The sequence below is a fragment of the Planctomycetota bacterium genome (genome assembly GCA_016207825.1).
Taxonomy (GTDB): domain Bacteria; phylum Planctomycetota; class MHYJ01; order JACQXL01; family JACQZI01; genus JACQZI01.
Genome location: JACQZI010000041.1, coordinates 1 through 13,518 on the forward strand (window position 1 = coordinate 1; position 13,518 = coordinate 13,518).

Consider the following 13,518-nt stretch of genomic DNA (forward strand, 5'->3'; position numbering starts at 1 on the left):
AGGGGGGTAGTGGTCGGAGACGGAAAAATCCGCCCTAATTTCTTATAAAACAAGCAGATACAAACTGACAAACCCATAACATTCAATAAAATATAGAGTTGGAGAATCTCAAAATCCATGTAAAATTTTATCTCCTTATTTCCCAAGGAGTTGTAAATATAAAATCAAGAAAGTTTATAAAAACACTATATTTTCTGTCCCCCAAAACTATAGAGATTATGGAGGGATAACAATAGAGGGGCTGGGTGGTTTCCGGGGAAGCCTTCCGGTTCTTCTTCCGTTAGTCCTTTAGGGCTGTCGAGTTATCCGGAAATCCCGGCACTGCAGGCTGGGAAAGTATGGGGGGCGGTTCGGCTAACAATTACTCCGAGCAGGTTAAGGCCGTGCCTGGCCGGGGCGAATGAATTAAATCGGCCAGAAAGGAGAAAATGTATGTCAAACATAGTTAGCCATGGGATGTTGATGATCGGCTGGCCTTTGGATACGCCGACGGAAGTAGGTGAAAAATGGGCTGCTAATATGAAAGCCAATGCGCTTCGTATCTACCAGAGCATTTTAGCCAAGATTCCGGATAAGGGCAAGTTCCAGGAAAGGATAGCCGGTCCGGCAAGCACGGGCTACGCGGGTTATGTCAATCCGGGATTCGTCTCCAGAAGAGGAAACGAGGTTTCCGACATTCTGGACGGCCAGGTGGCAAACCTGCGCGATTCCTACGAGAAGTTCGTCCGCAACCTTGAACACGCCTTTGAAACCGTGGATGGTGACCAAGCCAAGCGGTTCAAAGAGAAAGTGGAAAAGGCCAAGGAAAACTTCATGGAAGGAATGGCCCGGCGCACACTCATCTTTGGCGGAACCAGGGTAAAGGGCCGTGGCGCGGCGGCGATTGCCCCGCACTGGCTCGTGAATGACCAAAGGGTCATGGATTGGCTGAGAGCAGACGACAAGGTTTTGGAAGGCGGGCCGTTCAGGGTCTGCAAAATCCAGGACCGGTCGGCTTTCAAGGCCGCCCTGACCGAGCGGGTCATTCAAGCAGGGGTCCGGATTATCAAATCCGGCTTCTCGCCCATGGTCATCGCCAAGGAGAACAACCAGACAAACAACCTGGTGCAGAAGTTCATAGACCCGTCACTGGGCCTGGAATCTTTCAGCACGGGCGGATTATCCCGGCTGGATTTTATCCTGCAGGGCAATAATCGTTTGTTCCTGGAAGTGCAGGTGAGCCAAGTGTGATGTATGCCCCCTCCGGCCCCGCTTTGCGGGGTCGGGGCGGGATGTCGCTACGCTCCAGGGGAAGGAGTCCCGGCTCCTTCCCCTTTTTTTATTTTAACAATAATATTTCTCTTGTAATTTTATAAATAAATCGGTAATATATTCCTGCTCGTTTAGGGGACTAAAAATATGACTTTAAAATCACTGTTTAAAACAATCATCTGCCTGGCGGTCTGCCTGATTGTCCTCTCGCCTGCAATACATCCTTCGCTAAACGCTAAAGATAATGATAAAACCAAGGATAATCCCAAAGAACAGGGCAAAAGCGATGACAAACCTGCCTCGCCGGCAGGCGGGGACACGCATGATGATAATAGGAATAAAGATAAGGTAAAGGATAAGGATGAGAGTAAGGAAAAAGAGAAGCCTTCCACCCCTCCGCCCAAGGCCAAGAAGGAAAAGAGCGGAACCCTGAAAACCTTTGTCAAGCCTTATACGGATAAAGATAATCCCAAACATGATGATAAAAGCCATCACGACCGCCGCGGCCATGAGTCATCCGAATATTCTTCCGTCGGTTGCTACGAGTATGAAAATGACGATGACTATGATGACGATGATGATTCCGGCTGGGGCGATTTCTTCTGGGACCTATGGTGGGAGCTCTTTTTCGGAGACCACGGTTTCCGGTATCGCTCTTGCCCTTACGGTGAATCCGCCTACCAGGGCATTTATATTTCCAGCGACCCTTTCATTTCAGAAAGCTACAACGGGTTTGCTCTCCAGATGAGGACTTTTTACCAGAAGGTGGAAAGCGATTTGTGGGGCTACGGCGTTTACGGCAAATTGATGCTTCCCTCCGGTTTCAGCGGGGATATGTATTATAACCGCTACCGCGAGGAAATGGATGACGCAACCGATACCATGAACTTTTTTTCCATGCACTTTAATTTCGCCGGTTTTGCCAGTGACACCAATACGGTTTTCGAGCTCGGGCTGGGCGGTGCGTTTTTGACCGATGTCGAAGGGACCTCTCACGGCAGTTTATCGTTCCAGGGCAAGGTCTCCTATTTCCCGCGCGAGCCTTGGAGCCTGCAGGTATTGCTCGGTTACAGCGCATCGGCCGGGGAATCACTTATCAATCTCGATGCCACAGCCGGCTGGCACAAGAATAACTGGGAAATATTCGTCGGATACCATTCGCTCATAAATTCAGGAGGAGCTAATCTGGACGGGCCGGTCATCGGGCTTGCCATCTGGTTTTAAGGAAATATGTTTAAAAACATAGCAACATTCTTCAGAAAGGTTGTAAACCCGCGGATGTTTTATTACCGCGGCGTCATTTCTTCCAGACGCGGTAATTTTGACAAGGCGGTTGCTTATTTTAACCGTGTTTTAAAAGATAATCCTCTTTATGCCGAAGCCTATCTGGGACTCGGCTTGATATGCAAAATACAGGGTGATTATAAGCGTGCCATCAAGCATTTTAATAAAATTATCAAGATGCGGCCGGATAATGCCGCCGCATATTACAACCGCGGACGTTCATATTACCATAAAGGTGATTATGCCGCGGCCATCCAGGATTACAGCTTTGCCATTGCCATAAATCCGAAAAACGCCCTGATTCATTACCGCCGGGGGCGGGCTTATTACCGCCTAGGCAAATACGAACCTGCGGTTGAAGATTTTTCCAATGCGCTCAAGCTTGACCCCAAAGACACCGCGATTTATTATAACCGCGGCCGCGCTTATTATCACCTGGAAAATTATGAAAACGCCATGAGGGATTTCGATAAAGCGATAGATATCACTCCCAATTTTCCCGAGGCACTTTACCGGCGCGGGACCATCCATATGGAAAGAGAAGATTACGAAGACGCAATCGACGATTTTACTAGGGCGGTCGAGGTGAAGCCCAATTATACCAAGGCGTATTTTAACCGCGGGCTTGCCTATGCCCAGACCGGCGATTTGGATATGGCTTACGGTAATTTTACCAAGGCGCTCAGTATCTCCTCAAACTATGCCGAGGCGTATTTCCAGCGCGGCAGGGTTTTGCAGGAAAAAGGAATGCATGACGAAGCCAAGTCTGATTTTAAGAAAGCGCTGGAATTGGATTCCGACCATGTGGGCGCGCGCCAGATGCTGGAAGCGCCTGAAATCTTGGAAAAGAAGCCAAATGCCGGAACCCCTGATGGAAAAGAGTCCCAGGACTCCGATTCTGCCGGGGAGCCGAAATAATTAAGAGTCTCTAAGAATGAACTTCCCATGCAGCAACTACTTGATTCCGCCCAATATATTAAAGGCGTCGGTCCCGAGCGATTCAAGCTTCTTAATAAATTAGGCATAAAAACCATCCGCGATTTAATGTATCATTTCCCGCGCCGCTACCTGGACCGCTCCAGGATAAAAACCATTGCCGAGGTGCTGGAAGAAGGGCGCAAAGCATCTCCCGGTGCTTTGCCTGAACAAACTGTCCAAGGGAAAATATTGGAATCCGTTCTTAAGCGGACCAGGCGATGGCTATCTATATTCCAGATTGCAGTGGGCGATGATACCGGAATCGTTTACGCCACCTGGTTTAACCAGCCGTTCCTCGAGGAATACTTCAATAAAGGCGATGAGGTAATACTTTCCGGAAGACTAAAGTTTTATAAGCAGCCGTTCTTAGAATCGCCCGAATACGAAATAATAAAAGGAGAGGAGTACGAGCCCCTGCACGCCGGCCGGATTATTCCCTGTTATCCTTTGACCGCGGGCTTAAACCAGAAATACCTTCGGCGGATAATCAAGGGTGCGGTAGAAACTTATAGCTCCTCTCTTTCCGATACGCTTGGCCGGATACCGGATAAACCTGCCGGACTTTTGCCCGTACCGGAGGCGGTTAAACGGATTCATCTTCCCGAATCGGAAAGTGATATCAGTAACGCCCGCACAAGCCTGGTTTGGGAGGAATTATTCCTGGTGCAGTTGGCGCTTGCCGAGCGTTACAGGGCAATCAAGAAAAACACGGTCAAGCACCCGCTGGCTATCTCCGATACCCTCGAACAGCGCATACGGCAGCGGATTCCTTTTACGCTTACCGCCGCTCAGGAGAAAGTAATTAATGAAACAAAAAACGACCTTACCGGCAAGTATCCGATGAACCGCCTGCTTCAGGGCGATGTCGGCTCAGGGAAAACCATCGTGGCGGTTTACGCCATCCTCGCCGCAATCGGCAACCATACGCAGGCGGCTTTAATGGCGCCTACGGAAATACTGGCCGAACAGCATTACCAGACTGTTTCACGGCTCTTGGAAAATTCCAAGGTGCGCATTTCCTTGATGGTCAGCGGAATCCAGCGTAAAGAACGCCAGGAGCAAATTGAACTGGTTAAAAAAGGCGAAATAGATTTAGTCATCGGCACACATGCCCTTATCCAAAAGGCGGTGGTGTTTAACAAGCTTTCTTTGTTAATCATAGATGAACAGCATAAATTCGGGGTAGAGCAGCGCGAGACATTGAAGTCAAAGGGCGAAAACCCGCATACCCTGATTATGACCGCCACGCCTATCCCGCAAACACTGACCCTGACCCTTTTCGGAGACCTTGATTTATCCGTCATAGACGAAATTCCCCCGGGCAGGAAGCCGGTAAAAACGATCCTGCGCCCCTCGGCTAAAATGCCCGAAGCGCTTGAATTCATCCGGCAGAAAATACACGAGGGCAGGCAGGTTTATTTTGTCTATCCCTTGATAGAAGAACAAAGAGCCAAGAGCGAAGAGGAAAAAGCCAGCCGGGCGATGCTGCGTTCCGCTACCCAAATGGCGAAACACCTTAAGGCGAAAGTATTTCCGGAATATAATATCCAGCTTTTGCACGGCGGGATGAAGCAGAAAAAGAAGGATGAAATAATGAGGGACTTCCGCCAGGGGAAAACCAACATCCTTGTTTCCACCGTGGTTATAGAAGTTGGTATCGATGTTCCCAACGCCTCGGTCATGGTCATTGACCACGCCGAGCGCTATGGCTTGGCGCAGCTGCACCAGTTAAGGGGGCGAATCGGGCGAGGTCAGCATAATTCATATTGCCTTTTATTCGGGGATTTCAAGACGCCCGATGCCGAAAAGCGCCTAAAGATAATGGAAGAGACCAGCGACGGATTCAGGATTGCCGAAGAGGATTTAAGGATACGCGGCCCGGGAGAGTTTCTTGGGACAAAGCAAAGCGGATTCCCGGAATTGAAAATCGCGGATTTATCCAAAGATTTGGATATCCTGAAAGCCGTCCGCAAGCACGCCTTTAAGACCTACCTGCCGACAGGCAGGTAAGAAGCTGAATCAGAAGCAGCTTTTACACTTAATCACACTTTTTGCAGATATTTTTATCGCCCGCGTTTTTCTCCTGCAATGCCCTGACTATCTTTTCCGGTGTAATGGGCAGTTCTTTCATCCAAACGCCTGTAGCATTAGCAATCGCATGCGCCACCGCGCCCAGAACCGGCAGTGTTGAGCCTTCGCCGATTTCCTTGGCACCGAATGGCCCTTCGGGTTCATAGGAATCCACGATGCCGGAGAATATTTCCGGCGCGTCTTTGATGGTCATTAGGAGATATTCATGTAAGTTAGGATTGACGATTTCGCCTTTGGAGTCATAAACCGTATCTTCCATAAGGACTTCACCTGCTCCCATGACAATGGCTCCCTCCACCTGCCCGTGCACGGCCATTGGGTTAACCGGCGTGCCGCAGTCGTGGTAATCCGTGAACTTGTCGATTTTTACCTTGCCTGTTTCCAAGTCAACGGTCAGTTCGCAGACGGATGAGCCGAATGAATATGCGGGACTGGTGCCGACAGCCGCGCCTTTGTATTTTCCGCCCAAGCCTTCGGGCGGCGCATAACAGCCTGTGCCGACCAGCGGACCTTTTTCCGAGAAATACGCCCTTGCCGCTTCCGACCAGGGCATGAACTTGTCTTTATTCTGTTTATGCCTGATAACTCCGTTTTCAGCAACAAGCTCGCTTTCGCTAACGCCGAGAACTTTCGCAGCATAAGGCATGATTTTCTTTACCACATCCTGTCCGGCGCGAGAGACCGCATTGCCGCCCATGAGCGTGATGCGTGATGAATATGCGCCGAGATCTATGGGTCCGATATCGGAATTCCATGATTTGATACGTACCAAAGCCGGTGGGATACCTAGCGCTTCCGCGCACATTTGCGTCAATACCGTCTCGCTTCCCTGCCCGATTTCCGCCGCGGAAATTTCTAGTATTGCGACAGAGCCGTCTTCAATGATACGGACAATCGCATTTGAATGCGGGAACTTGGAGCGGTATATCGGATAACCTGCGCCGGAAACAAATCCGCCGCATCCGATTCCGATTCCTTTGCCGGGCGAGAGTTTTTTATATTTATTTTCCCAGTCGCTCTTTTCACGGACTGATTTTAATGTCGCCTTAAATTCGCAGGAGCGGATATCCAAATCGTTTACCGTTCTCGTATTCGGGTCCATGGCATTCACTTCGCGTATTGTAATCGGGTCAATCTTCAGGTCTTCCGCAATCATACTCAGAAGCGATTCGAACGCGAATCTCGGCTGTGGGCATCCGTGCCCTCTCATTGCCCCGCAAGGCGCTTTATTGGTATACATCCGGTAGCCGTCGTATTTATAATTCGGGATATGGTAAAGGGTCGGCACCATCGAGCCGGCATAATAAGCGCTGACAATGCCGAACGAGGTATAAGCGCCGCCATCCAGATAAATCTTACTGCTCACGGCTGTGATTTTGCCGTTCTTCTTTACTCCGATTTTAAATGTCATGTGCTGTTTGTGGCGTCCGCGGAAATACAGGAACATTTCTTCCCGGCTATATGTAATCGCGACAGGTCGTCCGGTCTTCATGGTAAGCTGTATGGAAACATAATCAGCTGTGGAAGCCTCGGCTTTGCCGCCGAATCCGCCGCCTACATGCGGACGCATAATCCTGAATGAGCCGAGCGGCTTGCCGAATACCCGCGCTACCTGATAATTAAGATAGTGCGGCACCTGAGTGGATGAATAAAGGATAATCGAGCCATCACCTTCAAGCATCGCAATCGAGGCATGCGGTTCCATGGGTGATTGGTAAACATGGTTGCCGATAAATGTTTCTTCCCGGACGTAATCCGCTTCCGCAAACCCTTTTTCCACATCACCGAAATGGTGGTCGACGCGGGTATTGATGTTATTGGCGGATTTCTCATGCAGTTGAACCGCGCCTTCTTTTATGGCGTCAGCCGGATTAAATACCGCGGGTAATTCCTTGTATTCCACCTTGATGAGCGCCAGAGCCTGTTCGGCAATTGCCTCGGTCTCTGCCGCTACTGCCGCTACTTCATCACCGACATAGCGGACTTTACCTTTGGCAAGGAAATATTTATCGTAACGAGCCGGAGAAACTCCGGTCATGACATCGGGAATATCGTCACCGGTAATGACTGCATAAACTCCGGGCAGAGCCTTGGCGCGGCTGGTATCAATCTTCTTGATAATGGCGTGAGCAACCGGGCTCTTAAGAATTTTTCCGTATAACATACCGGGAAATTTGAAGTCGCCGGTGTATTTAGCTTTGCCGGTTACCTTGTCATAGCCATCAACTCTGGGAATACTCTTGCCAACGGTCTGGAATTTATCCAAGTCTTCGGGATGGTCCACTTTCGCCTCAGCATCCTTAAAACGGGCGTAATCCTGGACTGCCTCTATGATTCTTTTATATCCGGTACAACGGCAAAGATTGCCGGAAAGCGCTTCCTTGACATCCTCCTTGGTCGGCTTGGGATTTTCATCAATCAGGGCTTTGGCGCTCACGACCATGCCCGGAGTGCAGTAACCGCACTGGATAGCCCCGTGCTCGACAAATGATTTCTGGACCGGATGAAGTTTGCCTTCTTTCTTCAAGCCTTCAATGGTCTCAATCTTTTTCCCCTGGCATCTTTCGGCAAGGATAAGACAGCTCGCCGCGGTCTTGCCGTCTATGATAACCGTGCAGGCACCGCAGACGCCGAGCTCGCATCCCTTTTTCGTGCCGGTCAGGCCCAGCTTATCCCGCAGGACATCCTGCAGGATATCCGAAGAAGAAATACTAACTTCGTGGTTAACACCATTGACGTTTAATGTAATTGTTTTCATAATTATTTACTCCCCCTGGCTCTTTTATGTGCCTGAGCAAGAGCACGACGGGTTAATACCCCAATTAAATGACAGCGATATTCTTTTGAAGCACGGATATCGGAAATCGGTTTGCCTTCATCACAGGCGATCACTCCGGCCTGGTCGAAGTTAGCCTTGGTCGGTTCCTTGCCTTTGAGATATTTGCAAGCCTGATGCGCAATCACCGGAGTCGGCGCCACTGCCCCCAGGACAATACAGGCATCTTTTATAATATTGCGTTCGACTTTTATCATCGCCGCCACGCCGACCACAGCCAAAGCTGCAGCCTCGCGCAGGGCGAATTTCTGGTAGGAAATTCCGGTATTGGATTTCGGGATGTCGATTTCTATTTCTTTAATAATCCCATTTTTTTTCAATACGGTTTTTCTTACTCCAATGAAGAATTCACGAATCGGAATACTCTTTTTTCCCTTAGGACTTACCGTGATGACCCGGGCATTCGCGCACATCAAGGCCGGCGGAATATCCGCAGAAGGGACGGCCGAGGCGATATTGCCTCCGATCGTGCCGGTATTCCTGATTTGCGGGGTTGCCATAGCTAATGCCGTATCGGATAATGCCGGGAAATGCTTTTTAATAAGCGGATTGGATACCACGGAGCTTAAGGTTGCCAGGGCGCCGACACGCAGCTTGCCCTTGGTAAAAGTGATTGCCTGCGCTTCCGGAATATCGGCAAGCGAAACCAAGTGTTCAGCCGAAATCAGATGTTCCTTGAGGTCAACCAAAAGGTCTGTGCCGCCGGCGATAGCTCTGGCGGACGAGCCGTATTTACTTAGTAACTTACAAGCTTCAGATAAACTTTTTACAGAATGCAATTCAAAATCAAGTATTTTCATATTTCTACTCCTTTGCCATATTATAATAAAATATTTTTATTAAGCAATGTAAAAACGGCTTCCAATACGCCGCCGCCGAGCGCATTGGCTTTGGCGCTTACCTTGAAACACCTGTCGCGGTTTTTGGTCGGGTCTATTTCAATCAGTTTGGTGCCTTTCCGGACCAATACGTCTTTATGCAGGATTCCCCTGAGGATTCCTGAAGCAAGCGATACGATGTTTTCTTCGCCAACCCGGGCAATGGTATCGCCCTTGTTGATTTCGTCGCCGATATCATAATCTGTTTTAAAGATGCCTTCATTAGATGCGAAATATACCAGGTCGGCAACTTTGATATTCTTGAAATCTTCCCCGCATAATTCCAAATCGTTCTCCTTGGGCTTGCCGGTATAAGGCGCAGGCGTGCCTTTGTATATGACCCTGCCCAAATCCGCGCCGTTAAAGCTTTCTATTACGGCATGGCAGTTTCCTTGTGTTTCTCTGTCCGAGGCGGATCCGCCTTTGGCGGAGAAACCGGGCCCTGCCCCGATGACCACGGGGGCATCATTAATGGTTGTGTCGTTTGGCTTCTTCATCATACGTGCATCTACCAGGATATCAAACCGGTGTTTCTTCCTGATAGAGGCATCTTTATCAATAACGACGGGCACTTGATTCTTTTCCCAATCACTAATAAAAGTATCAAGCGAGGAACAGACGGCAGTAACGCCTTCTACGGTAATGCTTCCATTGTAGATTGACTCGGAGAAGGAAACTCCGCGCCTTATTGCCAGGGGCTTTTCTATTTCCGTGGCAACTACTTTGAATCCGGCAAGATACAATCGCCGGATAATGCCGGTGGCGAAATCTCCGGCACCGCGGACGAGTATTGAAGCTCGCCCGATCCGCCGTTTAGGTGGGCGGGTAGTTTTATTTAGCATGGATTTTATTACTCATACTGAGCGTTGAAGTTCCAGAACGCTTGACCGCAACGATTTCCGCCATGATGGAAAGCGCTATTTCCTCAGGGGTTTCGGCATTGATATCCAATCCAATCGGCGCATGGATTTTATCCAACTCGTTCTGTTTAATCCCCTCTTCCAGGAGTTTGCTAAAGAGCACCTTTACCTTGCGCTGGGAGCCTATCATCCCCAAATAAGCGTAAGGCAGATTGATTGTTGCCTTCAATGCTTCATAGTCAATCTCGTGGCTGTGCGAGACTATAACGACGTATGTTTCCGAATTTATGAGCGACTTGAAATCAGTGCCTTTTATCGGGGTGTTATGAATAATAGAGCGAGGGAATCTTTCGCTGTTGGCGAATTCGGTCCGGTCATCCACAACCTCAACGGCAAATCCGCAAGTTTCCGCTAATCCTGCCAGGGCATGGGAAATATGCCCTGCGCCAATCAACATAATCTTTGCTCCGGCTGAGATTATGTCTATGAATATATCAAGCGTGCCGCCGCATTCCGTGCCGATGCCGCCTTTGGTTTCCGGCAAAAGCGTATATGTTTTTAAAACGGGTTTGCCGGTTTTGAGGATTTGCAAGGAATCATCAATGAGCATCTTTTCCAGCTTTCCGCCGCCGATAGTCCCGAAGATAGAGCGGTCCGGGAAGACACCCATCTTGGCGCCCGGTTCTCGCGGGGAAGAAGCATGGATTCTTACCACGGTTGCCAAGGCAAAGGTCTTACCGGATAAAAGCGCTGAACGGTAATCATCATAAAATCTCGGCATGATAGTTTGCTCCTTTCGAGTCTGATTTGGTATCGATATCATATTGTGAATCAGGCGAACTAAGCATGATTTTATTTATCATATCCGGGTGCGACATAATAATTTCCTTGCCGCCACGTTCGCTTTTGAGATTGAGCAGTTCCGGGAACATTACCGGATGGAAAATAACCGGATGGGCGTTTCGGCCGTCGATGAAAGGCGATGATACAGGCGCCGCGGAATCGTGAAACGCCCTTAAAACGGTATTTATTAAATCCGATGTTACATATGGCATGTCGGCAAGCATAATCATTACGGCAGAGCCGGGATAAGCGCGCATGACTTTTTCCAGGGCTATTTTGATGGAGGATAACATGCCTTTGGACGGCTGGGGATTACGGATGAATTCAGCTCGGTTATCTGGGATGTTAGACGCCATTTTAATCAGTTCATCTCCTATCTCGCCGACCACCACGATAAGTTTATCCAGCTTGCTTCCATTAGCCGCTTTGAATGAATGCCAGAATAAAGGTTGGGAGCGGAAAGTATCGATTAATTTGGGCGAACCGTATCGCACTGATTGTCCGGCGGCAAGCAAGATACCGATTACCGGTGTCTTGCTGTTATTTACTTCTTCTGATTTTAAGCCGTCAGTCGTGACACTGGATAATATGATTGATTTTATGTTTTCGTGATACATTAATTGTGCCGATTGTGTTGCGGATTCATCAACCAGGTCTGATTTATTTAGCGCCAGGAATATATCCTTCCCCTGCAGTTTAGCCAGATAACTATCGGATGCGTATAAGATATCCCGCAATACTTGCCAGGTGATTAGTGTTTCCGAATCCATGCCTTTATCTTTGAATAGTTCAGGATGAAAGACAAGGTCGTCTGAGATTTTCTTGCCCAGTATATCCATTCCGACGACTAAGATAACCTTTTTAGAGCAATCCGGAACCGCCGGTTCATGGGCGCGAGGAATCTTAAGCGATTTTCCGCGAGCACCGTCCGCTTCTACCAGGACAATATCAAAGAGTGACGCAATGGCTTTGATGTCTTTCGCTACAGGCGGTAAGCCTTTGCCATCCGAATCAAGGGAACTGAAGAAAACCGGTATTTGGCTCTTGTTTTTCAGGTTTTCTAATGTATTAAAAGAATTATTGTTGTCTAGCAGATGATTTTGGAAACGGCTATTATTAACCGGATGCATATGGGTGGTGGTGGTTATGGCGACCGAAAATCTTTCTCTAAGCGATTGGGCAAACGCGGTGATAAGAGAGGTTTTTCCGCCTGCGCCGACAAAGGAAACTACATCGCCTTTGGTTATCGAGAATATTTTATCTATGTTTGTCATGATGTAATAGTACTGTTTTTAAGCAAGCTCTTTTCCCATATAAGCGCTAAAATTGTTCCCACGACAAGCCCTATCAAATAACCATAGGGTAAGCCAACCGCCATTAAACCCACCATAATCATAAGCATAATTTGCTGTTTGTCGCCGGCGTCTCCGAGGGAGTGCGGTGCACGTCCGATGGGGAGGAATGCCGTGCCAAAGCAAAGCTTTAAGAGCGCCAGCGCCTCAAAAAACAAGATTACCCCAAGCATGGGTTTTGGGAAGATATTAACAATCTCGGCGAATACACCCCCGAAAAATAAACCCGCGATGAGATATATTAAACCGTAAATGACAATGGCTCCGCCGGTCCGCGCCCCGAAGGTGTAATGACCGGCCATGCCGCCGGCTCCGTGGCAAACCGGAATGCCCCCGAAAAACGGCGCGATGAGATTCATTATGGAATAAGTTAGGCTGATTTTACGGACCGTCAGAGGCGGCTTATCAGGGAATAAATCACGGGCCGTCTGCTGGGTGGCTAAGATAGAATTGCCGATAGACAAAGGAATTTGCGGCAATGTGAGAATGAGAAAACCGGCCAATATATCAGGCCAGGCCGGCACATGGAATTCCGGCAGGTGCAAACCGATTCCCTGCGCGATATTGGCCAGGTTGAGGTTAAGGGTAATCGCATAGATTATTCCTATGGCTATGATAAGAAGCGCCGGCGGATACCTTCTGTTTCCCATGAGTAAAATGATGATGATAAAACTAAGTAATGCGATTCCGTATCCGATAAGCCCGTCTGCCGGGACATAATCCTTGAGCGCTAAAGTTGCCAGTTGTATGCCCAGTCCCAGTTGTATGCCGCGGACAACGCATAAGGGGACTACCCGGGCAATGAAATTAATCAGTCCGGATAGGCTCAAGAGCAGCATAAATACGCCTATGGCAAGCCCTGCTCCGCAAAGGATATTTCCGCCAAGTTTTTGTGTGATGACGATTACCGCCATGGCTTTTAATGGCTGGACCGGCATGGGAATGCCATAAATCAAACCGGTCATTATCTGCAAGATGCCGTATATCACCAGGACGCTGACCGGATTCATGCCGGAGGCAAGGATGATGCCGATAATCAAGGGGAAATCGGTCCCGATATCTCCGAAGCTTCCGGCAAGTTCATTGCGGTCAAACTTGAGCTTGGTCTTGAGTGCTTGGAATGTCATTAGTTGCTCCCGCGAAGC

10 protein-coding genes are annotated in these 13,518 nt (G+C 48.9%); 4 read left to right on the forward strand and 6 right to left on the reverse strand.

The features are described from left to right. Window positions 1-432 precede the first annotated feature (432 nt). The 4 genes from HY811_12290 (at window position 433) to recG (ending at window position 5,523) form a co-directional block, all read left to right on the forward strand. Complete coding sequence (locus tag HY811_12290) at window positions 433-1,230, forward strand: hypothetical protein (GenBank protein ID MBI4835583.1); 798 nt, start codon at window positions 433-435, stop codon at window positions 1,228-1,230. A gap of 168 nt (window positions 1,231-1,398) precedes the next feature. After that, on the forward strand, window positions 1,399-2,475 hold the full coding sequence (locus HY811_12295) for a hypothetical protein (protein ID MBI4835584.1): 1,077 nt from the start codon (window positions 1,399-1,401) through the stop codon (window positions 2,473-2,475). A gap of 6 nt (window positions 2,476-2,481) precedes the next feature. Further along, window positions 2,482-3,453: a tetratricopeptide repeat protein gene (locus HY811_12300; protein MBI4835585.1), complete on the forward strand. Its 972-nt coding sequence runs from the start codon at window positions 2,482-2,484 to the stop codon at window positions 3,451-3,453. A 27-nt stretch (window positions 3,454-3,480) separates the two neighbouring features. Beyond that, complete coding sequence (gene recG, locus HY811_12305) at window positions 3,481-5,523, forward strand: ATP-dependent DNA helicase RecG (protein ID MBI4835586.1); 2,043 nt, start codon at window positions 3,481-3,483, stop codon at window positions 5,521-5,523. 28 nt (window positions 5,524-5,551) lie between these two features. Here the strand turns inward: recG and HY811_12310 are convergent, their stop codons facing one another. From HY811_12310 to HY811_12335, 6 genes are read right to left on the reverse strand one after another with little or no spacing between them, the layout of a single operon-like run. Continuing rightward, complete coding sequence (locus tag HY811_12310; protein MBI4835587.1) at window positions 5,552-8,362, reverse strand: molybdopterin-dependent oxidoreductase; 2,811 nt, start codon at window positions 8,360-8,362, stop codon at window positions 5,552-5,554. A gap of 2 nt (window positions 8,363-8,364) precedes the next feature. Further along, a complete protein-coding gene (locus HY811_12315) occupies window positions 8,365-9,240 on the reverse strand; it encodes a xanthine dehydrogenase family protein subunit M (GenBank protein MBI4835588.1) in 876 nt (291 codons plus the stop codon). A 20-nt stretch (window positions 9,241-9,260) separates the two neighbouring features. Next, window positions 9,261-10,160 carry an EF2563 family selenium-dependent molybdenum hydroxylase system protein gene (locus HY811_12320; protein MBI4835589.1) on the reverse strand — a complete coding sequence of 300 codons (900 nt, stop codon included), beginning with the start codon at window positions 10,158-10,160 and terminating at the stop codon, window positions 9,261-9,263. Continuing rightward, the gene (locus tag HY811_12325; GenBank protein ID MBI4835590.1) at window positions 10,150-10,959 is read right to left on the reverse strand and encodes an XdhC family protein; all 810 of its coding nucleotides are present in this window, start codon (window positions 10,957-10,959) and stop codon (window positions 10,150-10,152) included. The genes HY811_12320 and HY811_12325 overlap by 11 nt, the downstream gene beginning before the upstream one ends. Then, the gene (gene yqeC / locus HY811_12330) at window positions 10,943-12,295 is read right to left on the reverse strand and encodes a putative selenium-dependent hydroxylase accessory protein YqeC (protein MBI4835591.1); all 1,353 of its coding nucleotides are present in this window, start codon (window positions 12,293-12,295) and stop codon (window positions 10,943-10,945) included. Before yqeC ends, HY811_12325 begins: the two co-directional genes overlap by 17 nt. Further along, window positions 12,292-13,500, reverse strand: coding sequence for a transporter (locus tag HY811_12335; protein ID MBI4835592.1), 1,209 nt, complete (start codon window positions 13,498-13,500; stop codon window positions 12,292-12,294). Before HY811_12335 ends, yqeC begins: the two co-directional genes overlap by 4 nt. Between the last annotated feature and the right edge of the window lie 18 nt (window positions 13,501-13,518).